At 68.1% G+C, this 25023-nt stretch carries 27 protein-coding genes; 13 read left to right on the top strand and 14 right to left on the bottom strand.

The genetic code is table 11. From position 1 onward, the window contains the following. Positions 1-25 precede the first annotated feature (25 nt). Positions 26-400, bottom strand: coding sequence for a DUF4189 domain-containing protein (locus ACFXHA_RS28700; RefSeq protein ID WP_379362084.1), 375 nt, complete (start codon positions 398-400; stop codon positions 26-28). Positions 401-746: 346 nt separating this feature from the next. Here ACFXHA_RS28700 and ACFXHA_RS28695 point away from each other — a divergent pair, with 346 nt between their 5' ends. Next, the gene (locus ACFXHA_RS28695) at positions 747-1364 is read left to right on the top strand and encodes a cutinase family protein (RefSeq protein WP_379362083.1); all 618 of its coding nucleotides are present in this window, start codon (positions 747-749) and stop codon (positions 1362-1364) included. Between the two features lie 19 nt (positions 1365-1383). Here ACFXHA_RS28695 and ACFXHA_RS28690 read toward each other — a convergent pair whose 3' ends face one another. The 3 genes from ACFXHA_RS28690 to ACFXHA_RS28680 form a co-directional block, all read right to left on the bottom strand. Beyond that, positions 1384-1755 carry a hypothetical protein gene (locus ACFXHA_RS28690; protein WP_379362082.1) on the bottom strand — a complete coding sequence of 124 codons (372 nt, stop codon included), beginning with the start codon at positions 1753-1755 and terminating at the stop codon, positions 1384-1386. 276 nt (positions 1756-2031) lie between these two features. Further along, a complete protein-coding gene (locus tag ACFXHA_RS28685) occupies positions 2032-2709 on the bottom strand; it encodes a VC0807 family protein (RefSeq protein ID WP_379362081.1) in 678 nt (225 codons plus the stop codon). A 2-nt stretch (positions 2710-2711) separates the two neighbouring features. Then, complete coding sequence (locus tag ACFXHA_RS28680; protein WP_379362080.1) at positions 2712-3344, bottom strand: TetR/AcrR family transcriptional regulator; 633 nt, start codon at positions 3342-3344, stop codon at positions 2712-2714. A 177-nt stretch (positions 3345-3521) separates the two neighbouring features. Here ACFXHA_RS28680 and ACFXHA_RS28675 point away from each other — a divergent pair, with 177 nt between their 5' ends. From ACFXHA_RS28675 to ACFXHA_RS28655, 5 genes are all read left to right on the top strand, one after another. After that, positions 3522-4430, top strand: coding sequence for an ATP-binding cassette domain-containing protein (locus tag ACFXHA_RS28675; RefSeq protein ID WP_379362079.1), 909 nt, complete (start codon positions 3522-3524; stop codon positions 4428-4430). Between the two features lie 33 nt (positions 4431-4463). Then, complete coding sequence (locus tag ACFXHA_RS28670) at positions 4464-5165, top strand: ABC transporter permease (RefSeq protein WP_379362078.1); 702 nt, start codon at positions 4464-4466, stop codon at positions 5163-5165. A gap of 28 nt (positions 5166-5193) precedes the next feature. Beyond that, a complete protein-coding gene (locus ACFXHA_RS28665) occupies positions 5194-6357 on the top strand; it encodes a sensor histidine kinase (RefSeq protein ID WP_379362077.1) in 1164 nt (387 codons plus the stop codon). Positions 6358-6378: 21 nt separating this feature from the next. Then, complete coding sequence (locus tag ACFXHA_RS28660; protein WP_379362076.1) at positions 6379-7026, top strand: response regulator; 648 nt, start codon at positions 6379-6381, stop codon at positions 7024-7026. 134 nt (positions 7027-7160) lie between these two features. Then, positions 7161-8324 (top strand): serine hydrolase domain-containing protein, encoded by a 1164-nt coding sequence (locus tag ACFXHA_RS28655; RefSeq protein WP_379362075.1) that lies wholly within the window; start codon positions 7161-7163, stop codon positions 8322-8324. Positions 8325-8343: 19 nt separating this feature from the next. Here ACFXHA_RS28655 and ACFXHA_RS28650 read toward each other — a convergent pair whose 3' ends face one another. Both ACFXHA_RS28650 and ACFXHA_RS28645 read right to left on the bottom strand, forming a co-directional pair. Next, the gene (locus tag ACFXHA_RS28650) at positions 8344-8688 is read right to left on the bottom strand and encodes a DUF2218 domain-containing protein (RefSeq protein WP_379362074.1); all 345 of its coding nucleotides are present in this window, start codon (positions 8686-8688) and stop codon (positions 8344-8346) included. A gap of 14 nt (positions 8689-8702) precedes the next feature. Continuing rightward, positions 8703-9326: a class I SAM-dependent methyltransferase gene (locus tag ACFXHA_RS28645; protein WP_379362073.1), complete on the bottom strand. Its 624-nt coding sequence runs from the start codon at positions 9324-9326 to the stop codon at positions 8703-8705. 77 nt (positions 9327-9403) lie between these two features. Here ACFXHA_RS28645 and ACFXHA_RS28640 point away from each other — a divergent pair, with 77 nt between their 5' ends. After that, the gene (locus ACFXHA_RS28640; protein WP_379362072.1) at positions 9404-9976 is read left to right on the top strand and encodes a TetR/AcrR family transcriptional regulator; all 573 of its coding nucleotides are present in this window, start codon (positions 9404-9406) and stop codon (positions 9974-9976) included. A 9-nt stretch (positions 9977-9985) separates the two neighbouring features. Here the strand turns inward: ACFXHA_RS28640 and ACFXHA_RS28635 are convergent, their stop codons facing one another. After that, positions 9986-10579: a TetR/AcrR family transcriptional regulator gene (locus ACFXHA_RS28635; protein WP_379362071.1), complete on the bottom strand. Its 594-nt coding sequence runs from the start codon at positions 10577-10579 to the stop codon at positions 9986-9988. Between the two features lie 97 nt (positions 10580-10676). On the opposite strand from ACFXHA_RS28635, the gene ACFXHA_RS28630 reads away from it, so the two are divergent. Both ACFXHA_RS28630 and ACFXHA_RS28625 read left to right on the top strand, forming a co-directional pair. Beyond that, positions 10677-11108 carry a 4-oxalocrotonate tautomerase family protein gene (locus ACFXHA_RS28630; protein WP_379362070.1) on the top strand — a complete coding sequence of 144 codons (432 nt, stop codon included), beginning with the start codon at positions 10677-10679 and terminating at the stop codon, positions 11106-11108. Positions 11109-11213: 105 nt separating this feature from the next. Then, complete coding sequence (locus ACFXHA_RS28625; protein ID WP_379362069.1) at positions 11214-12767, top strand: amino acid permease; 1554 nt, start codon at positions 11214-11216, stop codon at positions 12765-12767. A 7-nt stretch (positions 12768-12774) separates the two neighbouring features. On the opposite strand, the gene ACFXHA_RS28620 is transcribed toward ACFXHA_RS28625, so the two are convergent. The 5 genes from ACFXHA_RS28620 to ACFXHA_RS28600 form a co-directional block, all read right to left on the bottom strand. Then, positions 12775-13560 carry a 3-oxoacyl-ACP reductase gene (locus ACFXHA_RS28620; protein WP_379362304.1) on the bottom strand — a complete coding sequence of 262 codons (786 nt, stop codon included), beginning with the start codon at positions 13558-13560 and terminating at the stop codon, positions 12775-12777. Between the two features lie 20 nt (positions 13561-13580). After that, positions 13581-14942, bottom strand: a complete 1362-nt coding sequence (locus tag ACFXHA_RS28615; RefSeq protein WP_379362068.1) for an aldehyde dehydrogenase family protein — start codon at positions 14940-14942, stop codon at positions 13581-13583. Continuing rightward, positions 14939-15676 carry a gamma-glutamyl-gamma-aminobutyrate hydrolase family protein gene (locus tag ACFXHA_RS28610; protein WP_379362067.1) on the bottom strand — a complete coding sequence of 246 codons (738 nt, stop codon included), beginning with the start codon at positions 15674-15676 and terminating at the stop codon, positions 14939-14941. Before ACFXHA_RS28610 ends, ACFXHA_RS28615 begins: the two co-directional genes overlap by 4 nt. After that, positions 15657-17027, bottom strand: a complete 1371-nt coding sequence (locus ACFXHA_RS28605; RefSeq protein WP_379362303.1) for a glutamine synthetase family protein — start codon at positions 17025-17027, stop codon at positions 15657-15659. The genes ACFXHA_RS28610 and ACFXHA_RS28605 overlap by 20 nt, the downstream gene beginning before the upstream one ends. A gap of 87 nt (positions 17028-17114) precedes the next feature. Then, positions 17115-18113: a YdcF family protein gene (locus ACFXHA_RS28600; protein WP_379362066.1), complete on the bottom strand. Its 999-nt coding sequence runs from the start codon at positions 18111-18113 to the stop codon at positions 17115-17117. A gap of 87 nt (positions 18114-18200) precedes the next feature. On the opposite strand from ACFXHA_RS28600, the gene ACFXHA_RS28595 reads away from it, so the two are divergent. Further along, entirely contained in the window at positions 18201-19151 is a 951-nt protein-coding gene (locus tag ACFXHA_RS28595; protein WP_379362065.1) for a DUF1152 domain-containing protein, read from the top strand. 7 nt (positions 19152-19158) lie between these two features. Here the strand turns inward: ACFXHA_RS28595 and ACFXHA_RS28590 are convergent, their stop codons facing one another. After that, positions 19159-19671: a hypothetical protein gene (locus tag ACFXHA_RS28590; RefSeq protein WP_379362064.1), complete on the bottom strand. Its 513-nt coding sequence runs from the start codon at positions 19669-19671 to the stop codon at positions 19159-19161. A gap of 199 nt (positions 19672-19870) precedes the next feature. On the opposite strand from ACFXHA_RS28590, the gene ACFXHA_RS28585 reads away from it, so the two are divergent. Continuing rightward, positions 19871-20872 carry an alpha/beta hydrolase gene (locus ACFXHA_RS28585; RefSeq protein WP_379362062.1) on the top strand — a complete coding sequence of 334 codons (1002 nt, stop codon included), beginning with the start codon at positions 19871-19873 and terminating at the stop codon, positions 20870-20872. Positions 20873-20876: 4 nt separating this feature from the next. Here the strand turns inward: ACFXHA_RS28585 and ACFXHA_RS28580 are convergent, their stop codons facing one another. After that, complete coding sequence (locus ACFXHA_RS28580) at positions 20877-21776, bottom strand: ADP-ribosylglycohydrolase family protein (protein WP_379362060.1); 900 nt, start codon at positions 21774-21776, stop codon at positions 20877-20879. An 87-nt stretch (positions 21777-21863) separates the two neighbouring features. Here ACFXHA_RS28580 and ACFXHA_RS28575 point away from each other — a divergent pair, with 87 nt between their 5' ends. After that, positions 21864-23543: a bifunctional 3'-5' exonuclease/DNA polymerase gene (locus ACFXHA_RS28575; protein ID WP_379362058.1), complete on the top strand. Its 1680-nt coding sequence runs from the start codon at positions 21864-21866 to the stop codon at positions 23541-23543. 109 nt (positions 23544-23652) lie between these two features. Continuing rightward, positions 23653-25023: an FAD-binding protein gene (locus ACFXHA_RS28570; RefSeq protein WP_379362302.1), complete on the top strand. Its 1371-nt coding sequence runs from the start codon at positions 23653-23655 to the stop codon at positions 25021-25023.

Below are 25023 nucleotides of genomic sequence, written 5' to 3'. Positions count from 1 at the left end.
CCGAGCCATTTTAGAATTCGCACGGCTATCGCCCGTTGCAGGTGTAGTGGGCGATGCGGCCGCCACCGGCTCCGGCGATGGCGTCGCTTTCGGCGGCGGCGAGGGTGGTGCCGTACCCGCCGTGCCAATAGCCCCGATTGACCGCGACCGCACCGCAAAAGGTGAACGTGGTCAGTACCGTGCAATCGGCGTGGCCGCAGTTGCGAACCGCGACGATCTGCGCGTCGCCCACACTGTGGTAATTCCACGACGACCCGATGGTGCCGGTCGAGGTCGACACCGCGATCGCGCCCTCGTTGACGATGGCGGCGGACGCCGGGGCGGCGGTGACGACCGTTGTGGCGCAGGCGATGCCGGCCAGTCCGAGCGCGGTGGCGGCGAGAGCGGATTTGATGATCATGTCTTCCTCCTGTTCGGCGGGGCCGATGTGCCCCGGACAGAAGGTAGGAATTTCGCCACCCCGCTGGTGCCGGGCGAATGCCCGCCGAGGGTGAAAAACGCTGGTGGGGAACGCAGTACGACAATGCCGGTCCGGCCCGCGGGTTTGTCCGGTCCGGACAGCGTGCCAACGTCGGGCAAGTCGGGGCCTCCGCGCCCACGGAAACGCCCTGACATCGCGAAACGGCCTACGAAAACAGGGCTCAGGTAACTGTTTCGGCAGGAATGAAGAACGCCAGCAATTGCTGGGTACATCGTGAGCAAGCCGGGCTCGCCCCGGAGGTCAGTCCTATAAGAAAGTTACGACCATGCGTAGAGCAACGGCGCTCTTCGCCGCATTATTGTTGGCTATCCTCTTTTCCACCATCACACACCTGACGGCCGCGACGGCCAATGCCGATGACTGCACCGGCGATTGGTCGATCGGCATCGGCGGGCTCGGCGACAACAACTCGTCCGTGTTCTCCGCCTTTGTGAACCAGCCCGTCGGGTACAACTCCGCCGACCCGATGTCGGGGTTGAACGAACTCGATCGGCTGTTCTGGCAGCACCGCAACGAATGCCCCGGCGATCACATCCGGATCATCGGGCACTCCGAAGGTGCCGGAATCGTGCACGCCTGGGTCACCGCACACCAGGATGTCGATAACGCGAATGCCATTCTGCTCTCGGATCCCAAGCGGGATGCGGGCCCGGGCGGGGCAGGTTTGTCCTCGACTCCCGGCAGCGGCATCGTCGGCTATCCGCTTGCGGGCGTCGATGATTGGTTCGGCGGCTTCCCGGTGTTGTCGGTGTGCAACCACGACGACCAGATCTGCGACACTTCGGCCGGCTGGTGGGGTTACCTCTTCGGGGGAGCACATGGTCGTTACGATTTCAATGTCTGGGACTACGGCGACTGGGATTCCGGCGTCTGGTACCGGTAAATCAATGAGTCCGAGGGGATCAGTAGCCGAAAGGCACTGGTCCCCTTTGGCTGAACCCGTGCCCCATCGAACTGCACACCGCCGAACCGTTGAAGGTGATCTGGCAGGTGGCCCCGGCATGGGTGATGAAGAACTCCGGGTCGTGCCCGCTGACCTGCGCGATGGCCGCCAGCGCGGGATTGCCGCCCGGCAGCGTGTGGCTGCCGCTCGAGTTCCACTCCGGATGCGCGGGCGCCGCGGTCGAATCGATGAGAATGGCAGGCACATTCGGGAACGGGACCTGTGCTCCCGCGTACAGCACATTCATGACGGCGGCCGGAACCGCGAGATCGCAACCCACCGCACCGTTTCCGGCGATGGAGCAGTTCCACTGTCCGAGCGAAAAATACACAGTGTCCCCGACCTGAGCCGGCCCGCCGGAGTCATCGGCGTGTGCGCCGCCCGCTCCGAACAACCCGGCGACAATCCCGAGAATCCCCCCGCACAACCATGCGGTAGTAACTTTCACAGCTCTGGACACGGCATCTCCCTGATGCGCAAACGATTACCCGGCCACCTGCGGCCATAGAGAAAACGTATCACCGGACGGTGCGTGGACGGCGGATCTGTCGAGGGGGCTAACACAATTTTCGGCAATTTCCCGGCTCGCCCCCCGCTCCATACGGATTCACACCTTCAAACCATTGCGGTTGACGTAGAAGATATGGAACCCGATGAGCCCGCCGAGCACGACCAGCCACTGCAGTGTGGTGACCAACGGAATGGTGTCGAGCGGCAGTGAATAGGCGACCACGATACGGATGACGGCGTCCACGGTGAAGCCCGCGCCCCATACCGCCGACAGCACCCGCAGCTGATGCCGGAATCGGGAATCGCTGTCCCAGCGGGTATCCCACTCGCGATATCCGGCCTCGCCGATTTTCACCGTGACGATGGTGCGGGCCATACTGCGCATCATGGGTCGCTGCGTCCACAGCGTCGCCAGAATCCACAGGCCGATCGCGCCGAAGAGCCAGCTGTCGCGCACCAGCAACGTGCGAGGATCGCCGGTGACCAGGGAGACGAGGGTGGCGGCCGCGATCATGGTGAGGGTGAACAGCGCGACCGCGTCCACCCGGCGGTGACGCACGGCGTCGTAGGCGAGGAACGGCAGGGTGAGCAGCGCCGGCGCGACGAGGGCCGCCCACGGGCTCACGCCGGCCGCGCGCAGCCCGTAGTAGGCGCCGATCGGCAGGAGTAGTTCCAGGATCACCTGGCGGGCAATGTGTCTGCGCAGCGCGGCGCGCTTCTGCGCGGGGGTGCGTTCGGTGGTGTCGGCCGAGGGGGCGGCCGTGGGCTGGGTCATGGTCACGAGTCCTTCCGGGTGGCGCGGTCGAAGAGGTCGGCGAGTTCGCGCGCGGTGGCCGCGGCGTCGAATCCGGGATCGGTTGCGGCGCGGGCGATGGCGGCGTCGAGGGAGCCGCGAATGGCCATCACCATGACGACCGGATCGAATGCGCGGAAGACGCCGTCGCGCTGGCCCGCGCGCAGAATGTCGGCCTGTGCGGTTGCGACGGAACCCAATTGGTCGAGCAGTCCGAACAGGTGCGGGTCGTCGGTCCCGGCATTGGCCGCGATATTCGACAGTGCCCGCAAATGGTTGGGATATTCGTCGACGAGGGCCAGATTGGCGGCGAAGAAGGCGAGCATCCGGCCGCGGTACCCCGCTTCGGTGCCGAGCTTGCCGCCGATGAATTCGGCCGAGACCGCCATGATGCGGGTGACGACCTCACGGATCAGATCGCCCTTGCCGCGGAAGTGGTAGGAGATCATCCCGGTGCTGGAGAGCCCGGCCTGCTTGGCGATCTTCGCGAAGGAGGCGTTCGCATACCCCTGATCGGCGATGACCTCGATGGCCGCGTCCACGATCTGCGCGCGGCGGGCAAGCTCGGTGAATGTCCGCCCCGTGCCTTGCTCGCCTGAGTTGACTTTTGCTTGCATGAGCAAAACCGTACGCCGGTTTGCTCAACCGAGCAAGACCTCGTCTGACCGGCCTGTAAGCCAAAAGTGTTAGCCGGGCATGTGCTGTCGTCTGATGGCCGGGACGTCCCGACCCGGCATCGTCGAGGCCGACACGGTGACGCAGCAGGCGGCACCCACCGGCGAGAGGTGAACGGCATGATCCAGGCACGCGGACTGGGCAAGCGCTACGGCGATGTACCGGCGGTCGACAATCTGTCCTTCGACGTGCGGCCCGGCGTGGTGACCGGCTTCCTCGGACCCAATGGCGCGGGCAAATCCACCACCATGCGCCTCATGCTCGGCCTCGACCACGGCAGCGGCCGAACCCTCTTCGACGGGCAGACCTACGCCGAACTCACCGATCCGCTGCGCTCGGTCGGCGTGATGCTGGATGCTCGCTCGGTGCATCCCAAGCGCACCGCGATCGGCCATCTGCGGATGATCGCGGCCGGCGCCGGGATCGGTGAGGACCGGGTCGAGCACGTGCTCGGGCTCGTCGGGTTGGCCGATGTCGCGGGCAAACGGGCGGGCGGATTCAGCCTCGGCATGCAGCAGCGGCTCGGGCTGGCGTCCGCGCTGCTGGGTGATCCGGCCACGATCATTCTCGACGAGCCCGCCAACGGCCTGGATCCCGAGGGCGTGCGCTGGCTGCGTGACCTGCTCAAAGGACTTGCGCGCCAGGGCCGCACCGTCTTCGTGTCCTCGCATCTGCTCAATGAGATGGCGCACCTGGCGGATTCGCTCATCGTGATCGGCGCGGGACGGCTGCTGGCCGCGGAATCGGTGGCGGACTTCGTGGGCCGCAACTCCGCCTCCCGCATCGTTGCCCGTACCGATCGCCCCGAGGCGCTCGCGGAGATGCTGAGCCGCAATGGTTTCCGGGTCGGCGTCCAGGCCGATGGCGCGGTCGTGGTCGACGGCGACGACCGGCAGCGCGTCGCCGTGCTCGCCATGCAGGCGGGCCTGCTGGTCACCGAGCTGACCCAGGCGCACACCAGCCTCGAGGACGCCTACTTCAACGCCACGGCCGACGCCGCCCAGTACCGCGGCCACGTCGCCGCCTGACACCGGCCACCCGATACCGAAGGAATTCGACTCATGATCACTGCGATTCGCTACGAACTGACCCGCCTGGCCACCGTGCGTTCCACCTGGACGCTGCTGGCCGTCGGCCTCGCGGTGCAGGGCTTCATCGCCTACCTGTCCGCCGGCCGCGCCTACGCGACGCCCACCGAACAGTTCGCGGCGTCGGTGCACGGCCTGCCGCTGATGCTGGCCGCCCTCTTCGCGACGGCCGTGGCGGTCAACGCCTTCGGGCATGAATACCGCTACGGCACCATCACCACCACCATGCTGACCCTGCGTAAGCCGGGCCGCGTGATGGCCGCCAAGGCGATCACCGCCGGCGGTGTCGCCGCCCTGTACGGCGTCGCGCTGGCCGGAATCACCGTGCTGGTGCAGGGCCTGGTCTCGACTCTGCCCACCGGAACCTCGCATCTGGCCTACGCTTTCGCCGGTATGCCGGTGTATGTGATGCTCGCGGCGCTGGCGGGTCTCGGGGTCGCGGCCATCACCCGCAACGGCACCCTGGCCATGGTCGCGGCGATCGGCTTCCCGACCGTGGTGGAGACCGGTGGCGTGCTGGCCGGGGTGAACGCCAAGCTGATGCCGTTCCTGTCGGCCGGGCAGTCGGTGCAGCCGGGTTCCGGCAATCCGCTGCTGCTGGTGCTGCCGCTGTTCGCCCTGTCCGCCGGTTTGCTGGCGCTGGGTGCGGTGCTGCTCGCGCGCCGTGACGTCTGAGAATGCCGCGCCGAGTAGGGTTGCCGGAGTGAGCACGACACGGCGGATCGGCAGCACGATCCTCGATGTCGTGCTCGCCGCGTTGTTCGGCTGGGTGGGCTACTCGGAGGTGCACACCTCCTCGATCGGCCTGCTGCCCGCCGCCGCCGGACCGCCCGTGGCGATCGCGGTCGGATTCGCTCTGCTGCTGCGTCGCTACCGCCCGATGGCCGTGCTCGTCGCGGCCGGGCTGGGCCAGATGCTGGTCGGCGCGACCGCTCCCATGCTGGTGGCGATGTACGCCGTCGGCCGCCGCTACGGCAATCGCCGAGTGACCTGGCTGGCGTCGACGGCGGCGATCGTGGTGGCGGTGGTGCCGTGGGGCGCACCCAACGGCTGGTATGTGTTCTTCAGTCGCTCGGCCGTCGTCGTGCCCATGTTGATCGTCCCGTTGCTGTGGGGGCTGTGGGCCAATCAGCGCGCGGAAACCCTGGCCGCGCTGCGGGAACGGGCCGAACAGGCCGAGCGGGAACGCGATCTGCGGGCGGCGGCGGCCGTGGAGGCCGAGCGGCTGCGCATCGCGGGGGAGCTGCACGACATTGTGGCGCACCGGATTTCGCAGATTACCGTGCTGGCCGGGGCGCTGGAGGTGTCCGCCGAGGGCAAGCCCGCCGAGATCGCGGCGACCATTCGCGCGACCGGGTCGCGCGCGCTGACCGAGATGCGGGAGCTGCTGGGCCTGCTGCGCGCGCCGGAAGGCGCTGTGGAGCAGGACGATTCCACAGCCGATCGTGCGCCGCTGCGGCCCGCGCCGGATCTGACGTCCATCACCGAGCTCGTCGAGGTCGCCGTGGCCGCCGGGCAGCGAGTGGAGTTCACCGCTCCGGTCGAACTGCCACCGGTCACGGGCCCGGTCGGCCGGGCGGCGTATCGCGTGGTGCAGGAGGCGTTGACCAATGCCGCCAAGCATGCCGCCGGTGCGGAGGTGCGGGCCGCGCTCGGCGTGGTCGGCGATCGCCTCGATATCGACGTGCGCAACGGTCGTGGGGACGCGACCGCGCTGGCCGCCTCGGGCTCCGGTTTCGGGCTGGTCGGCATGCGCAAGCGGGTCGAACTGGCCGGGGGCGCACTGCATTCCGGCCCGCTGGCCGCCGGTGGCTATCGGGTGCATGCGACGTTCCCGTTGGACGAATCGGATTCGGTGGACGAATGACGATGCGGTGAAGGAGGTTTCGTGATCCGGGTGGTGTTGCTCGACGACGAGGAACTGGTGCGCTCCGGCATCGCCATGATCCTGGAGGCCGGTGGCGGCATCGAGGTGGTGGCCCAGGATGCCGACGGCCGTGCCATCGTGGATCTGGTGCGCCGCCACCGGCCCGACGTGGTCGTCACCGATATCCGGATGCCGCATGTGGACGGTCTCGAGGTGACCCGCCGGGTCCGCGCCCTGCCCGACGCTCCGGCGGTCGTCGTCCTCACCACCTTCGGCCTGGATGAATACGTCTACGCCGCACTGGAATCCGGGGCCGCCGGATTCCTGCTCAAGGACACGCCACCGCGTGAACTGGCCCGGGCGGTCGAGGTGGTCGCGGCGGGCGACGCCATCCTCGCGCCCGCCATCACCAAACGCATGCTCACCGCCTTCACCCAGGGGCCGGGTTCTCAGCAGCCCGATGCGCTGGCCCAGCTGGATCAGCTCACCGACCGGGAACGTGAAGTGGCGCAGGCGGTCGCGACCGGGGCGGGCAATGCCGAGATTGCCCGCACCCTGCATATGAGCGAATCCACGGTCAAGGTTCACATCAGCCGCATCATCGCCAAGCTGGGCCTGGAAAACCGCACCCAGATCGCGATTCTGGTGCTGCGGGCCGGGCTCGCCTGACCGCGCGTACTACCGCAGAGGTAGGACGAATTCGGGGTGGTCGTCGGGGTGATACCGGATAGGAACGCGTCGCCCGTGTCCATAGCGTCGTAACCGAAGTGGCCCGGGTGATGTCGTGGAGAGTGGGTAACTGCGTGGGTGCGAGCATTTTTCGGCGTGGAGGGTACGGCCTGGTCGCCGCGGCGGTACTCGTGACGGCCGGTTGTGGTGGGAGCACGGCGAGTTCGCGCCCGGCCGCGCCCGATCCGGTCACCGCCGCGCTGACCGCGCTGGTCGGCCCGGACATCCCCGGGGCGCAGGCAGTCCTCCATGGGCCCGACGGACAGCGCACCGCCACCGCGGGCGCTGCCGATCTGGCCACTGGCGCACCCTACGACGAGCACGCCCACTTCCGCATCGGCAGCGTCACCAAGAGCTTCGTCGCCACGGTCGTGCTGCAACTCGCCGCCGAGGGCGCCGTCGACCCGGAGGCCCCGATCGCGCGGTACCTGCCGGAGGTGGTGGCGGGCAACGGGAACGACGGCACCCGCATCACCGTGCACCAGCTGTTGCAGCACACCAGCGGCCTGGCGGACTTCGCACCGGAGGACCCCTCGCACAAGCTGCCGCAGCAACTCGATCAGACCGGCGACGGCAAGGCGTATCGCGATCTGACCGCGGCCGATGTGGTCGGCATCGCCATGAGCATGCCGCCGCAGTTCGAGCCGGGCGCGCGATTCGAGTACACCAACACCAATTACGCGCTGCTGGAGTTGCTGATCGAACACCTCACCGGCCATCCGCTCGCCACCGAGATCGGCAGCCGGATCCTGGATCATCTCGGCCTGCACGACACCTACTTCCCGGCAGCGGGTGATACCGGGATGCGTGCCCCGTACGCGCACGGCTACCGCAGTGTCGACGGAAGGCAGGTCGATGTCACCGAGATGGAGGTGGCGTGGGCGGGCGCGGCGGGCGCGATCGTCTCGACGGGGGCCGATCTGACCCGGTTCTTCGCTGCGCTGTTGTCCGGGAAACTGCTCCCCGCAGCGCAACTCGCGCAGATGCAGCAGACCATGCCCATGCCGTCGTCCCCCGATATGGACTACGGCCTCGGCCTGATCCGATTCCGGATGGCATGCGGTGCGGACGGCAAGGACATCAAGGACTTTTGGGGCCACGCCGGCGGCATTCCCGGCTTCATCACCCTCGCCCTGGCCACACCCCGTGGGACGGCGGTGTCCCTCAGCATCAACACCGAGCAGGCCAATGACCGGTTCCCGGCGGCCCTGACCACCGTCGCCTGCGCAATCGCCTGACCGCTCCTGCGTCGTATTACTAACCGGCCGGGTGCCATTCGATGCTCAGCGTGCCCCGGCCGAAGCGGGTGAGATCGGCGGTGACGAGGTCGCGCAGGCGGTCGAGGCTCGCGGTGTCGGCGGCATCGATACGGATGAGCAGGGCGTCGGGCGTGGCGGTGAGCAGGCACGTCCCCCACGGGTCGAAGTGGGCGGTCGCTCGCTCGTCGGTGCCTTCGACCCGGAGCTGGACATCGGTGGGGGAGTGCGGTTTTCCGGCATGTGAGCGCAGTCGGTGACCGCGTGGGGACGCCATTGCCTCGGCGTGCGTGCGGAATTGGCGCAGATAGCGGGCGGGGCGATCGGTGGGGATGCGGGATTCCAAGGCGGGCACGGTGATCAGCGCCGGGTGACGGTGGCCAGCCAGGCCGCGACGGGGGTCGGCGTGGGGTTGATGTCGAGGGTGGCCGGTTCCAGGGAATCGAGCTGCCAATCGGCAGTAGGGAAGGCGGATTCGATGTCGTCGCGGGTGAGCCGGTGCGGTCCCCAGGTGCCGGGCTGGCGGTCGCTGAAACCGAGCAGGTGGTAGTGGCCGCCCGGACGCACGACGGTGGCGAGGCCGCTCACCAGTGCGATGCGGTCGTCGCCGTCGAAGAGGTGGAACAGGCCGCAATCGAGGACGGTGTCGAAAACGTCGCCGAGACCGGACAGTTCGAGTGCGCTGTGGCGGACGAAGGTGGCTTTCAGCCCGCGCTCGGCGGCCTTACCGCGAGCCGTCTCCAGGGCTTGGCCGGACAGGTCGATGCCGGTGGCGTCGAGGCCGAGACTCGCCGCGAGCAGGGCGTGCTCGCCGGTGCCGCAGCCGAGGTCGAGAACCCGGCCGCGCAACGCGCCCGCCTCCGCGAGCGACTCGAACGCCGCCTGCGGGCGGTCGATATCCCAGGGCGGTTTGACCGTGTACAGGGTGTCGGGGGCTGCTGGATCGTGGTATTCGGGATGCGGATCGTCGCTGTGCGGATGCATCTCTCGAATTTATCGAGACAGAGTGTCTATGGTCAAGCGTCTGTGTCGATAGACCGGTCATTCTGTATGGTTGTCGGGTGCCGAAGCTGTGGAACGAAACGATCGACGCCCATCGTCGCGGGGTGACGGACGCGATCCTGGACGCGACGGCGGCACTGGCCTTCGAACAGGGATTGCGTGGAGTGACCATGTCGCAGGTCGCCGAGCGTGCGGGCATCGGCCGCGCGACGCTCTACAAGTACTTCCCGGACGTCGAAACCATCCTGCGCACCTGGCATACCCGCCGCATCGACGCCCACCTCGGTGAACTCGTCGCGGTCCGCGACGGCGCGGGCACCGCGAGCGCCCGCCTCGACGCGGTGCTCACCGCCTACGCCCACATCGCCCAGCAGACCGGCGGCCACGACCGCGACCTGGTGCGCTTCCTGCACCCGGACGACCAGATCATCAACGCGCACAACCAGCTTCGCGACCTCATCGGGCAGCTGATCGAAGAGGCCGCCGCCGCCGGCGAACTCCGCACCGACACCCCGCCGGAGGAACTGGCCTCCTACTGCCTGCACGCGTTGTCGGCGGCCGCGGAACAGAAATCCGATGCGGCGGTGGCCCGTCTGGTCGCCGTGACCGCCGCCGGACTGCGCGCCCGCTGAGCTCGCGGGTCAGGGCCGGGTGCGGGTGATCGCGCACCGCACCAGGAATTCCAGCTGCTCGGCAATGCGATCGAGGGGCTCGGTGCTCTGTTCGGCGCGGCACAGTGCGACGCTGCCTTCGACCGCCGCGATGACGAGGGTGGCGGTGCCCCGGGCGTCGGTGGGCTCGGCCCCGTGCTCGGTCAATGACGCCGCTATCAGGTCGGTCCAGCTCGCGAATGCGGTCGCGGCCGCTTCGCGGGGTGCGCCCTCGGCCTCGGGCAGGTCTTCCACCACCACCGCCAGCACCGGGCACCCGGCCCGGAAGTCGGTGTCTGTCAAGGTGTCGCGCCACATCGCGAGGAAGGCGCGCAATCCCTCGACCGGTCCCCGCTCGAGTTCGCGGGTGAGCAGCTTCGTGGTCAGTTCGGCAGCGAATGTCACTGCCTCCGTGGCGAGTTGGGTCTTGCCGCCCGGAAAGTAGTGATAGGTCGATCCGAGCGGTGCGCGAGCGTACTTGGCCAACTCCCGCACGCTGGTGGCATTGAGACCGCGCCGCCGGATCATGTCGGCTGCGCCCGCCACCAGCTTGCGGCGCGCATCCGGTGCTGGCGTTCCCGGCATCGACGACCTCCCTGGCTATAACGACTGTCATAGAGTACCGTGCCCTGACTATAACGATCGTTATAGGACGGTCGGACAGGTCAGAAGGAGTGCCGCGATGCCGATGATCCACCTCACCCTCCCCGCCGGAACCCTGAGCGAGCAGGCGCGCGCCGAACTGTCGAAGACGCTGCCCACGACGTTGCTGAAGTGGGAGGGCGCCCCCGACAACGCCTTCTTCCGGGCCCAGGCGTGGTGCCGCATCGAGGAGGTCACCGACGGTGGCTTCGCCGCGCTCGGCGACGACCTGCCGCGCTTCCGCGTCGATGTGACGGTGCCCGAGGGCGCGCTGTCGGACCGCCGCAAGGCCGGACTCGTCGCCGAGGTCACCGAGAACGTGCTCACCGCCGCGGGTCTCGGCCAGGCCGACGCCCTGCGGGTGTGGGTACTGATCAACGAGCAGGCCGAGGGCACCTGGGGTGCGGCCGGCGGGATCGTGAACTTCAAGGAGCTGGCGGCCCTCGCGCAAGCGCAGCGCGCGGATGCCTGAACTGTAATCAGTTTCAGCGTTGCGCTGCGGGTCGGGGCTGGATTCCCGCACACTGATCTCCACGCAAACGCCGTGTGAGGGCGGTGTTTTCACTTGGGAGCACGTATGACCGCAACCCAGCCTCGATCCGGTGACGATGAACGGCGGCTCGCCGAACTCGGCTACAAACAGGAATTGGCGCGATCCTGGTCCGGATTTTCCAACTTCGCCATCAGTTTCACCATTGTCTCGATTCTGACCGGCGGTTTGGCCAGTTATGGGATCGGCCTGCAGAACGGCGGGCCGATCACCATGGCGTGGGGCTGGCCGCTGGTGTCGGTGATGGTGTTGTTCGTGGGTCTGGCCATGGCCGAATTGGCGTCGGCGTATCCGACGTCGGGCGGATTGTATTGGTGGGCTTCGGAATTGGGCGGCCCCGTCTGGGGCTGGTTCACCGGCTGGTTCAATCTGGTCGGGCAGATCGCGGTGACCGCGGCCATCGATTACGGGGCGGCGATCTTCACCACCGTGGTGCTGAACGTGATCGGCTGGGATATCGGGACCGACCGCAATGCCATTTTCCTGGTGTTCGCGGGAATCATTGTGCTGCACGCGATTCTGAATGCCATCGGCCCGCATCTGTCGGCGGTCATCAACAATGTGTCGGCCTGGTGGCATGTGGGCGGTGTGGCGCTGTTCGTGCTGGTGCTCGGGTTCGGTGCGCATCACCATCAGAGTGTGGGGTTCGTGTTCACCAAGACGGTGGACAACAGCGCGATCGGATTCGGTGGCATCACCGTCAGTTTCCTGCTCGGACTGTTGCACGCGCAGTACACGTTCACCGGTTACGACGCCTCGGCGCATATGTCGGAGGAGACGCACGACGCCTCGCGGACCGCGGCCAAGGGCATCATCAACACCATTGTGGTGTCGGCCGTCGCGGGTTATCTGCTGATCATGGCGGTGACCTTCGCGATTCCGAATCTCGATGACTCACTGGATCCGACGAAGAACAGCGGCTATCCGGTCATCTATATCCTGCAGAACTCGCTGAATTCGTTCTGGTCGGGCCTGCTGCTCATCATTGCCGCGGTCGCCCAATTGTTCTGCGGCTACGCCTCGGTGACCGCGGCCTCGCGCATGCTGTTCGCCTTCTCCCGCGACGGCGCGGTGCCGGGCTCGAGGTTGTGGGCGAAGCTCTCGGCGCGCAAGGTGCCGGTGAACGCGGTGCTGTTCGTGTCGGTGTTCGCGTTCATCCTGCTGATCCCGTCCATGCTGGTGCCCGAAGCGAACGCCCCGACCGCGTATGCGGCTGCCACCTCGGTGGCCACCATCGGCCTGTATATCGCCTACGGCCTGCCGGTGCTGCTGCGCCTGCGTCACGGTGACCGATTCCGCACGGGGCCTTGGCAATTGGGTCGCTGGTATCTGCCGGTCGGGATCATCTCGCTGATCTGGATCGTGTTCATCAGCGTGCTGTTCATCCTGCCCACCGATGACCACGGCTATCCGTGGGTGGACGGATTCACCTGGAACGCGGTCAATTACGCACCGATCGCCCTGGTGGGCGTGGTCGGGGCGATCGCGATCTGGTGGTTCGTCTCGGCACGGGGCTGGTTCACCGGCCCCAAGCGGACGGTGGAGGAACCGCCGGGGGCCGAAACCCCCGTCGGCGCCTGAGGTTCCACTACAGCGGGGTGACGTACGCCCCGGAGATGCCGCCGTCGACCAGGAACTGCGAGGCGGTGATGAAGGAGGAATCGTCGCTGGCGAGGAAGGCCACGGCGGCGGCGATCTCCTCCGGCTGGGCGAAACGCCCGACCGGAATGTGCACCAGTCGCCGTGCCGCGCGCTCGGGATCCTTGGCGAACAGCTCCTGCAGCAGGGGAGTGTTGACCGGTCCCGGGCACAGCGCGTTGACGCGAATACCCTGGCGCGCGAACTGCACTCCGAGCTCCCGGCTCATGGCCAGCACCCCGCCCTTGGAGGCGGTGTAGGAGATCTGCGAGGTGGCCGCGCCCATGACCGCGACGAACGACGCGGTATTGATGACCGAGCCCTTACCACGCTCGAGCATGTGCTGAATCGCGTATTTGCTGCACAGGTACACCGAGGTCAGGTTGACTTCCTGGACTCGCTTCCACGCCTCGAGGCCGGTGGTGAGGATCGAATCGTCCTCCGGCGGAGAGATTCCCGCATTGTTGAACGCGATGTCGACGCCGCCGTAGGTGTCGAACGCCGTCTGGAAAAGCGCCTCGACCTGAGCCTCGTCGGTGACGTCCACCTTCACGTACAGCCCGCCGACCTCGGCCGCGGCGGCCTCGCCGGAGGTGGCGTCGATATCGGCGACAACGACTTTCGCGCCCTCCTGGGCGAAGCGCCGGACGGTGGCCAGCCCGATGCCGCTCCCGCCGCCGGTCACGACCGCGACGCGATCCTGTAAGCGCTGCAACGTATCTCCTTCTTCTCGGATGGGTCTTGTTCGGTGGCGGGTTATTCGGTGGCGAGGAAGACGTTCTTGGTTTCGGTGAAGGCGCGCGCGGCGTCGGGTCCGAGTTCGCGGCCCAGGCCGGACTGTTTGAAACCGCCGAACGGTGTCCAATACCGCACGGAGGAATGCGAATTCACCGACAGGTTCCCGGCTTCGACGCCGCGGGCCACGCGCAGCGCGCGGCCGACATCGGAGGTCCAGATGGAGCCCGACAGCCCGAATTCGGTGTCGTTGGCCAGGCGCAGCGCGTCGGCCTCGTCCTCGAACGGCGACACGGTCACGACCGGGCCGAACACCTCCTCGGTGAGCACCCGGTCTTCGGGGCCCGAGGGCAGGACAACTGTTGGCGGGAACCAGAATCCGGGCCCCTCCGGGCGGGACCCGGTGAACGCCACCTTGGTCGAGGGTTCCAGGAATCCGGCGACCCGCTCGCGGTGCGCGGCGGAGATGAGCGGACCCATCTCGGTAGCCGCATCCGACGGATCGCCCACCACGACGCCTTGCACGGCCGGTTCCAGCAGTTCCAGGAAGCGGTCGAAGACACTGCGCTGTACCAGGATCCGCGAGCGGGCGCAGCAGTCCTGACCGGCATTGTCGAAGACGCCGTAGGGCGCGGTGGCCGCGGCGCGTTCGATATCCGCGTCGGCGAACACGATATTGGCGCTCTTGCCGCCCAATTCGAGGGTCACCCGCTTCACCTGGTCGGCGCATCCGGCCATGATCTGCTTGCCGACCTCGGTGGAACCGGTGAACACCACCTTGCGGACCGCCGGGTGGGTGACGAAGCGGGCCCCGACCACCGAACCCTTGCCCGGAATCACCTGGAAGACATGCTCGGGCAGCCCGGCTTCCACCGCGAGTTCGCCGAGCCGGATGGCGGTGAGCGGGGTCAGCTCGGCGGGCTTGAGGACCACCGTGTTCCCGGCCGCCAGCGCGGGCCCGAAACCCCACGCCGCGATCGGCATGGGGAAGTTCCAGGGCACGATGATGCCGACCACGCCCAGCGGCTCGCAGAAGGTGATGTCGACGCCCCCGGCGACCGGAATCTGGCTGCCCAGCAGGCGTTCCGGCAGGCCCGCACTGTAGTGCAGCACGTCGCGGACATTGCCGGCCTCCCAGCGGGCATTGCCGATGGTGTGCCCGGCATTGCGGACCTCGAGCCGCGCCAATTGTTCGAGTTCGGCGTCGACGGCGTCGGCGAAGCGGCGCAGCAGCCGCGCCCGATCCCCGGGTGTGACGGCCCGCCAGCTCTCGAAGGCCCGCTGTGCGCGGGCGATCGCGGCATCGGTGGCGGCTTCGTCCGCCAATTCGATGGTGGCGACCACCTTTTCGGTGGCCGGATCGACCACGTCGGTCGTTGTCACCGGTTGCGCTCCCTTCCGTACTGTGTGGCCTGTTCGACCAGCGCCCGCATCAGGCGGGTGTCGGTCGTGTTCTCCTCCGGATGCCATTGCACGCCCAGCAGGAACGGTCCCTCGCGGGTTTCGGCGGCCTCGATGGTGCCGTCCGGGGCGTGCGCGGTGGCGGTGAGGTCGTCGGCGAGCGTGTCGATGGCCTGATGGTGGTGGCAGTGCGCCTTCACCTCGGGGCCCACGATGGCCGCGACCTGGCTGCCCGGAACCGTCGCGACCGTGGTGATGTTGAAAGTGCCAGGCACGCGGTTGTGTTCGAGATGTCCGAGGACGTCAGGTAGGTGCTGGTGCAGGGTGCCGCCGAGGGCCACGTTCACCAGTTGCAGGCCACGGCAGATCGCCAGCACCGGCACTCCGGCGGCGCGCGCCAGCGTGAAGAGCCCGAACTCGGACTCGTCGCGGTCGGTGCGCGGGCGGCCGGTCTCGGGGTGCGCGGGCGCGCCGTAGCGGGCGGGGTCGAGGTCCGCGCCGCCGGTGAGGACCAGGCCGTCGAGGCGTTCGACGAGTTCGGGGCGCGGTGTTCCGGTGGGCGGCAACAGGACCGGGATGCCGTCGGCGCGCTCGGTCAGGTCGATGTAGGTGCGCGCCAGGACCGCCGCGTCCACGTCCCAGCGGCCGAACCGGGCGCGTTCGGAGTAGGTCGGCAGGCCGATCAACGGCCTGCGCTCAGAGTCGTTCGAAGCCACGCACCCGCTCCCAGTCCGTCACGGCCGCGTCGTAGGCGTCGAGTTCGATCTGTGCGGCATTGCGGTAGTGCCGCACCACCTCCGGGCCGAACGCCTTCTGCGCCACCTTGCTCTCGCCGAAGAGTTGGGCGGCCTCGCGCAGCGTGTGGGGCACGCGCGGCCGGTGCGAGCGGTAGGCATTGCCGTGGAATTCCGGCTCCAGCGGCAGATGGTGTTCGATGCCGTGTAATCCGGCGGCGATGGCGGCGGCGACTGCCAGATACGGGTTGACGTCGCCGCCGGGAATGCGGTTCTCGAAGCGCAGCGACGGTCCGTGCCCGACCATCCGCAGCGCACAGGTGCGGTTGTCGCGACCCCAGGCCAGGGCGGTGGGTGCGAAACTTCCGGCCTGGAACCGCTTGTAGGAGTTGATGTTCGGGGCCAGGAAGTAGGTGAGCTCGCGCAGTGCGTCGAGTTGACCGGCCAGGAAGTGCCGCATCAGTGCGGAGGGCTCGCCGTTGCCGTCGGGGAAGACCGGCTCGCCGGCCATCGTGCGCAGGCTCAGGTGGATGTGGCAGGAATTGCCTTCCCGCTCATTGTATTTGGCCATGAAGGTGATGCTGCGCCCGTCCTGGGCGGCGATCTCCTTGGCCCCGGTCTTGTAGATGCTGTGGTTGTCGCAGGTGATCAGTGCCTCGTCGAAGCGGAAGGCGATCTCGTGCTGGCCCGGATTGCATTCGCCCTTGGCGGATTCGACATACATTCCCGCGCCGGACATTTCGGTGCGGATGCGGCGCAGCAGCGGTTCGATGCGGCCGGTGCCGAGCACGGAATAGTCGACGTTGTATTGATTGGCCGGGGTGAGCTCGCGATACCCGCGCGCGAACGCCGCCTCATAGGTGTCGTCGAACACCAGGAACTCGAGTTCGGTGCCGACGAAAGCCTGTAAACCGTGCTCGGCCAGCCGATCCAGCTGCGCCCGCAACACCTGCCGCGGCGACGCCGTCACCGGCCGCCCCGCCCTACCGTGCGCCTGCACCTGCTCCACATCGCAGAGCACCAGCGCGGTCCCCGGCCACCACGGCACCAGCCGCAACGTCCCCAGATCCGGCCGCAACACGAAGTCCCCGTACCCCGTATCCCACGACGACATCTCATACCCGTCGACGGTCGTCATCTCCACATCGACCGCCAGCAGATAGTTACAGGCCTCGGTGGCGTGATCCAGCACTTCCTCCACGAAATACCGTGCCGAACAACGCTTCCCCTGCAACCGCCCCTGCATATCCGTCATGGCGACCAGCACCGTATCGAGTTCCCCTGCCTCGACCAGCCCCACCAACTCCGCCACACTCAACATCCCGGCCCGCATCACGACCCCTCTCGACGTCAACGCCCCCACGCTAAGCGACCCCCACCCCCGCGCGTGCCCGAATAGCCGCAGTTACCCACCCGCGTGTCAGCGGTGGGCGGCGTAGGTGGCGAGGGGTGGGAGGGCGGCGAGGGTTAGGGAGATGAGGGTGTTGGTGTATTTGTGTTCGACGAGGATGGCGGCGTATTCGCGGAGGATGGCGCTGGGGAGGTAGTAGAAGGCGGTGCGGGAGCCTACGACGGTGGTGTCGAGGCCGAGCTGTCGGGCGAGGATGCCGGTGCGGAGGGCGTGGAAGTTGCTGGTGACCAGGACGATCGGACCATCGATGCGACGGTCGGTCAGCAGTTCGCCGGTGTAGAGGAGGTTTTCGCGGGTGGTGCGGGAGCGGTCTTCGCGTAGGACCGCGGTCGGGGTGAGGCCCTTGGCGATGAGGTAGTCGGCCATCGCGTCGGCCTCGGCGGCCGATTCGTCGGAGCCCTTGCCGCCGCTGGTCACCAGGACCGGAGAGCCGCCCGCGGCGACCTCGGCGGTGTACACCTCGAAGGCGCGGTCCAGGCGGGACGCCAGCAGGGGCGGCACCCGGGAGCCGATCAGGCCGGAACCGTGGACCACGATCGCACCCATGCCCGCGCGATACGGCCAGCGCAGGTAGACCGCGGAGTAGAGCAGGAAGGCCAGCAGTACGAAACCCAGGTAGCTCTCGACCAGCAGGATGGAGCCGAAAACCGCGGTGAGCCAGGGGTTCTGCAGCTCGAACTCGACGACGAACATCACATACGGGGACAGCAGCGCCAGACCGAGCCCGAACGACAGCAGGTTGGCGAAACGTCGCCCCTCACGCCGCCACATCTGCACCCCGTTGATCATCAGCAACCCGGCCAGCACCAGGAGCAGCAGCGGCGAGGTGAGAATGACGATGACCACCACGATCGTCAACGGACTGTCGTGATCGATGGTCAGCAGTCCGAGCGTCGCGAATCCCAGGGCGATCAGCAGCAGCACGCCGTTGCCGAATCGGCGCGGCTCCCGGTACATCCGCAGTGTGAACCAGGCCAGCAGCACCGCACCCACCGCAAAGGCAAACATCGGGCAATCATATCGGCGGGGCATGCGGTAATGGCGCTGCGCCGTAAGGACCCTCGGCCGCTGCCCTGATTCCCCTAACCTGGCCACGTGTTCTCACTCGCCGAACCCCCGCTGTTCACCAGGTTGAAATCCGCGTCGAACGTGCTGATCGCCGGAGCGGGTGGAGGGTTCGACGTGTATGCGGGCCTGCCCTTGGCGGTTGCGTTGCGCGCGCTGGGCAAACGGGTGCATCTGGCGAATCTCTCGTTCGGCGAACTGGATTGCCTCGAACTCGAGGATTGGGTGGCCCCGGGGGTCGCGGCGATCGGCCCGGACAGCCGTGGCCCCGAGGAGTACTTCCCGGAACGGACTCTCGCGCGCTGGCTCGCACGGCGGGATTGGCCCGCCACGGTGTACGCCTTCCCCTGCGGTGGTGTGCGCCCGCTGCGGGACGCGTATCGAGAGCTGGTGCGGCGCTTGGGCATCGATGCGATCGTTCTGGTGGACGGTGGCACCGATGTGCTGCTGCGCGGCGACGAGGCCGGGCTGGGGACGCCGGAGGAGGACATGACGAGCCTGGCCGCGGTGGCGGGCATCGAGGGCGTGCGGCGGGTGGTGGTGTGCCTGGGATTCGGGATCGACGCCTATCACGGCGTGTGTCACGCGCACGTACTGGAGAATCTGGCCGCGCTGGACCGGGCCGGGGGATACCTGGGTGCGCTGTCGATTCCGTCTAATTCGATCGAGGCGCGAACATATCTGGACGCGGTCGCGCACGCGCGCGCCGCCACCCCGGGCCGCGCCAGCATCGTCAACGGTCAGATCGCGGCCGCCCTGCGGGGCGAGTTCGGCAACGTCGCCGTGGGTGCCGAGGTCAGCGAGCTGTTCGTCAATCCGCTGATGGGGGTGTATTTCGGGGTCGATCTACCGGTGCTGGCGGCCGGGGTCGGCTACCTGGATCGGTTGGAATCCACCGAGTCCGGCTTCGAGGTGCACGCCGTGATCGAACGGTACCGGGAGGGCCTGGCCCGACGACCTCGGCGTGCGTTTCCTCATTGAGCCGTGATCAGCTGCAGGCGGGCGAGGTCTGGTTGCCCAGCGAGAGCATGTTGCAGATCCAGTCCTTCTGGACCTTCCACTTGCCGTCTTCGGCGACGAAGGGGACGACGGCCTTCTGCGGCTGGCCACCGGACAGCGCGAAGTCGGCGTCGGCGGTCAGCGTGCCGTTGCCCAGGTCGGTGACGTGGGTGACGGTGACGGTGGCGTTGGCCTGCTTGTAGAAGTCGGTCAGCCGCTGCGGCAGGGTCGGGTCGAGGGAGACGCCCTGCAGCAGGTCGAGCTTCGCGTCGTTGGGGGTGTTGGGGTCCAGGCCCGTCTGCAGCTGGGTGTTGAGGTCCGCGGCGGTCGGAACCGGCGGGTAGTTGGCCGCGGCCGGGGTGGCGGCCTGGGAGGTGCTGGTCTTGGACGGCTTGGCGGTGGTGCCCGGCTTGTCCCCGCTGCCACACGCGGACAGCCCGAGTACGGACACGACGGCCAGTCCGGCGATCGCGACTCGTCCGATCTTCAGATGCTTGTTCACGAGTGGCGACGCTACTGGTCCGTAGGGCGGAAAGCATCGTCGGGAGTCGGTCGTCCAGTTTTTCGAGACCGGATCCTCACAGTCGCCACATCGGACTCTTAGATTTGCCGAACGTTGCCTATTGATGTCGATCTTGTCATAACCCCTGGTATCGAATACGCTTCGCCCGGCGCATCTTTGACTCGATTGCGCTTCACTCATGGGTCGGGGTAGGGGAACTCTCGCAATGCCTTTTGTGACAAGGCTACTGACCATCGGCGCCGCCGCGCTGGCCATCTCGGCCGCCACCGCCGTGGCCGCACCCGAAATCGTGCTCGCCGCACCGATTTCCGCCCCGGTCCACCGCACGCCCGCCGGCGGCTTCGAGGAACTCATGGTGCCCTCGAGCATGGGCCCGGTGAAGGTTCAGGTGCAGTGGGCCAAGAACGGCGGTGGGGGCGCGCTGTATCTGCTCGACGGCCTGCGCGCCCGCGACGACCAGAACGCCTGGGTGATCGACACCAATGCCAGGCAGCAGTTCGAGAACGACGACGTCACCCTGGTGATGCCGGTCGGCGGGCAGTCCAGCTGGTACGCCGACTGGGTGTCGCCGAGCAACACCAACGGCCAGAAGTTCACCTACAAATGGGAGACCTTCCTGACCAAGGAACTCCCCGATTTCCTTGCCGGATACGGGGTTTCCCGCACCGACAATGCGGTGGCGGGCCTGTCGATGAGCGGCCCGGCGGCGCTGCGGCTGGCGGCCTTCTACCCCAAGCAGTTCAAGCACGCCTCGTCGTTCTCCGGCCCGCTCAACCTGACCGCGCCCGGCATGCCCGAGGCCATGCGCGTGATGATGCTCTCGGCCGGGGCCTACAACCGGGATTCGCTGGCCCCGCCGTGGAGCCCGGCCTGGCTGCGCATGGATCCGTTCGTGTTCGCGCAGCAGTTGCGCGGTGTGCCCATGTACATTTCCGCCGCCACCGGGCTGCCGGGCGAATTCGATCGCCCGAATTCGGCCGGGGCCGTGGTCGACACCTTCGACGCCATGTGGATCGAGTCGCTGGCCATGGTCGGCACTCGCGCGCTGCAGGCTCGGCTGTCGTCGTTGAATATTCCGGCCGTCTACGACTTCCCGATCACGGGCACGCACTCCTGGAAGTACTGGGAGGGCGAGCTGTGGAAGGCCCGCCCCTACATCCTGACCGCGCTGAACACCTAGCTGTTCACGCCCAGTCCGGTAGCGGCTCCCGGTTCGCCAGCCAGGCGGCCGGGATGCCACGCCGGTCGGCATGGTCCCCGATGCCGGTGTGCGCGGCCACGATTCCGCCGACGATCGCCGCGGTGGTGTCGGCATCGCCGCCGGCCTGCACGCACGCGGTGATCGCGGCGGGATAGTCGGTCAGGAAGCTCGCCGCCGCCCACAGTGTGAACGGCACCGTATCGGGCGCGCTGACCTGCGCGCCATTGCCGAGCTCATGGGCGGCCTCGGCCACCGACCGGCCCAGCAGCTCGCGAGCCCGCCGGATGCCGCGCGCGGTCTGCCCGTCGACCAGGTACGGCTCCACCGCCCGCAGCAATTCCTCGGGCGCGCACTGCCCGTCCCGGGTGGCGGCCGCATGGCTCGCCGCCACCGCGACGGCCATCGCCCCGACGATCGCCTCCGGATGTCGATGCGTCACCTCCGCGCTCGAGGCCGCCTGCACCGCTGCCCGATCCGGTTGCCCCGCGAAGTAGGCCCCCAGCGGTGCGACCCGCATCGCGGCCCCGTTGCCCCAGGACCCGACCCCGTCGAACACCGCCCCGGCCGCCTCTGCCCACGGCCGGCCGTCGCGAATCTGGTGCAGCACAACAACTGTCCCGCCCCCGTACCCGCGATAGGGTTCGCACCGATCGGCGAACACCACCGCCAGCCGATCCCGTTCTATGCCGCCGTGCTCCCGCAATTCCGCATATACCGAGCACGCCATCTCGGTGTCATCGGTCCATTCCCACGGCCCCGCAGGTGGTTTCCCGGCGATCAGCTCGGGGACGGAGCGCCCCGGCACGAAGAATTGAGCTCCCAGCGCGTCCCCGACCGACAAGCCGTCGAGGCTCTCGCGCGCGATATTCAGATCCGAACACATATGCCCGCCATCCTGGCAACGCGTCCCGTCGAAGGCAACCTGCGCGGCGGTCCGAAGTTGTCTGTGCCTGCTGCGAGACTCGTGATCATGCGATGGGCGCTGGCGGAGACGGAGGACGGCGGGGCACTGTTGTGCCCGCTGGGCGCCGACGGCCGACCGGCGGGGCTCGTGGTGGAGGCGGCCTCGGTCGCCGAGGCGGTGCGTTCGCACCCGGAGGCCGATCGGTGGGTGTGGCGTTCTACGGCCGGGCTCTACCGGCGGTTGCTGGCGGCCGGGGTGCGGGTGGATCGGTGTTATGACGTCGAGGCCGCCGAGTCCTTGTTGATCGGGCACGAGGAGGGGCAGTCCGGGCAGCCGCGGTCGTTGGCGGCGGGGTGGGCGCGACTGCACCGGCTGCCGGTGCCGTCCGATGCGCCCGCGCGGGCGGCGGAGACCGAGCCGACGCTGTTCGATTCGGGCTCGGTGACATTGGCGTCGGGCACGGTGCCGTTGCCGGCGGGGACCGATGAATTCACGGCGCTGCTGGAGGTGTACGCCGGTCAGGTGGCGCGGACCGCGCGGGCCGAGCATCCAGGGCGCATGCGCATGTTGCTGGCCGCCGAATCCGCGGGATTGCTGGTGGCCACCGAGATGTCGCTGGCCGGGATTCCGTGGCGTGCGGATCTGCACCGGGAACTGCTCGACGAGACTTTGGGTGAACGGATGCCCGGCGGTGGTGAACCACGCCGGATGGCCGAGTTCGCCGACGAGGTGTCGCGCGCCTTCGGTGTCCGTGTGCGCCCGGATCTGCCCGCCGAGATCATCAAGGCGTTCGCCCGCGTGGGAATCCCGTTGTCCTCCACCCGGAAATGGGAACTGCGCGAGATCGATCATCCGGCGGTCGAGCCGTTGCTGGCCTACAAGTCGCTCTATCGCCTCTACACCGCGCACGGCTGGTCCTGGATCGAGCAGTGGGTGCACGAGGGCCGCTTCCGCCCCGAATATCTGCCCGGCGGTACCGTTACCGGGCGCTGGACCACCAATGGTGGTGGCGCGCTGCAGATTCCGAAACTCGTCCGCCGTGCGATCCGCGCCGATCCGGGCTGGCGGCTGGTGGTCGCCGATGCCGATCAGATGGAACCCCGTGTGCTGGCGGCGATCTCGCGGGATCCGGGTCTGACGGAGGTGGCCGGTCGCGGCGAGGACCTGTACGCCGATCTCGCGGCCCGCGCCTTCGGTGGGGATCGCGCCCAGGCCAAGATCGCCATGCTGGGCGCGATCTACGGTCAGACCTCCGGGGATGCGCTGACCCACATGGCCGAACTGCGCCGCCGCTATCCGGACGCGGTCGCCTATGTCGACGACGCGGCCGCCGCCGGGGAGGAGGGGCGGCTGGTGCGCACCTGGTTCGGCCGAACCTGCCCGCCCACCACCGCATTCGACGAGCCGGACCCGGAGTCGGAGCGTCCGGGCTACTCCAGCACGCCGCGCGCTCGCGCGCGCGGCCGCTTCACCCGCAACTTCGTCGTTCAGGGCAGCGCCGCCGACTGGACCCTGCTGGTGCTGGCCGGATTACGGAAGGCAATGCACGAGGCGGGCCTGCGCGGGGAGTTGGTGTTCTTCCAGCACGACGAGGTGATCGTGCACTGCCCGGCCGACGAGGCCGAGGCGGTCGCGGCGTTGATCGCCACCGCCGCCGACACCGCGGGCGGCCTCGCCTTCGGCCCCACCCCGGTCCGATTCCCCTTCACCACAGCGATCGTCGAGTGCTACGCCGACGCGAAGTGAGTGGCCGCCGCGCGCACCGAGCTCCCGGCGCGGAGTGAGCCGCATCACCCTGAACGTGCTCGCCGCCGCCGCTACCGTGGCGGAGGTGAATCACATCAGAGGGGGATCGGTGCTCGATCAACGTTCGCTGTCCGGGTGGGCCCGCACGGCATCGTCGGTGGCGCAGGTGCTTTCGACCCCCGACCTCGAGACCGTCGCGAAGGCGGTCGGTGCGGCCGGCGCGCGCGGCGTCATCGCCCGCGGCCTGGGTCGCAGTTACGGCGATCCGGCGCAGAACGGCGGCGGCCTGGTCGTGGACATGACCGCCTTCGACCGCATCCACAGCGTGGACCCCGACAGCGGCATCATCGACACGGACGCCGGCGTCAGCCTCGACACCTTGATGAAGGTCGGCCTGCCGCAGGGCCTCTGGGTGCCCGTGCTGCCCGGCACCCGCCAGGTCACCGTGGGCGGTGCGATCGCCTCCGACATCCACGGCAAGAACCACCACTCGCACGGCAGTTTCGGCAATCACGTGGTGTCGCTGGATCTGCTCACCGCCGACGGCAGCGTGCACACCCTGACTCCCGAAGGCGCGCAGGCGGATCTGTTCTGGGCCACCGTCGGCGGCATGGGCCTGACCGGCATCATCACCCGCGCGCGCGTCCGCATGAAGCACACCGAGACCGCGTACTTCATCGTCGACAACGACCGCACCGACAACCTCGAGCAGACCATGGAACTGCTGACCGGCGGTTCCGATGACGGCTACGAGTATTCGATGTCGGTGCCCGACACCATCAGCACCGGCCCGAAGCTCGGCCGCGCCGGTTTCAGTCGCGGCTCGCTGGCCACCGTGGACCAGCTGCCGATCAAACTGCGCAGCAATCCCTTGAAATTCGATGCACCGCAACTGTTCACCGTGCCGGACATCTTCCCCAACGGCATGGTCAACAACCTCACGATCCGCGTCGCCGCCGAGGCCGCCCACCGCATCTACCCGCGTCGCGCCCGCGGCCGCATCCAGAATCTGACGCAGTTCTATCACCCCCTCGATCTGATGGGGGAATGGAACCGTGCCTACGGCCGCCGCGGTTTCCTGCAGTACCAGTTCTCCATGCCGTTCGGTGCGGAAGCGCAGATGGCCGAAGCGGTTCGGGTGATCGCCCACTTGGGTCACCGCTCGTTCCTGAACGTCTTCAAGCGCATGGGCGCGAGCAACCCCGCCCCGCTGTCCTGGCCGCACCCCGGCTACATGCTGAGCCTGGACTTCCCGCTGAAGCCCGGCCTCGGCGACTTCTGCGCTGAACTGGACCAGCGCGTCCTCGACGCGGGCGGCCGCCTCTACTTCGCCAAGGACTCCCGCACCACCCCCGACATGATCCGCGCCATGTACCCCCGCCTGGCCGAATGGCGCCGCATCCGCGACGCCGTCGACCCCGAACGCCTCTTCGCCTCCGACCTGTCCCGCCGCCTCCACCTCATCGAAGACCCGGCCTGA

The organism is Nocardia sp. NPDC059240, from assembly GCF_042753865.1.
GTDB lineage: Bacteria > Actinomycetota > Actinomycetes > Mycobacteriales > Mycobacteriaceae > Nocardia.
The sequence above is the reverse complement of the archived record's forward strand: the minus strand, read 5'-3'. Positions and strand labels throughout refer to the sequence as shown.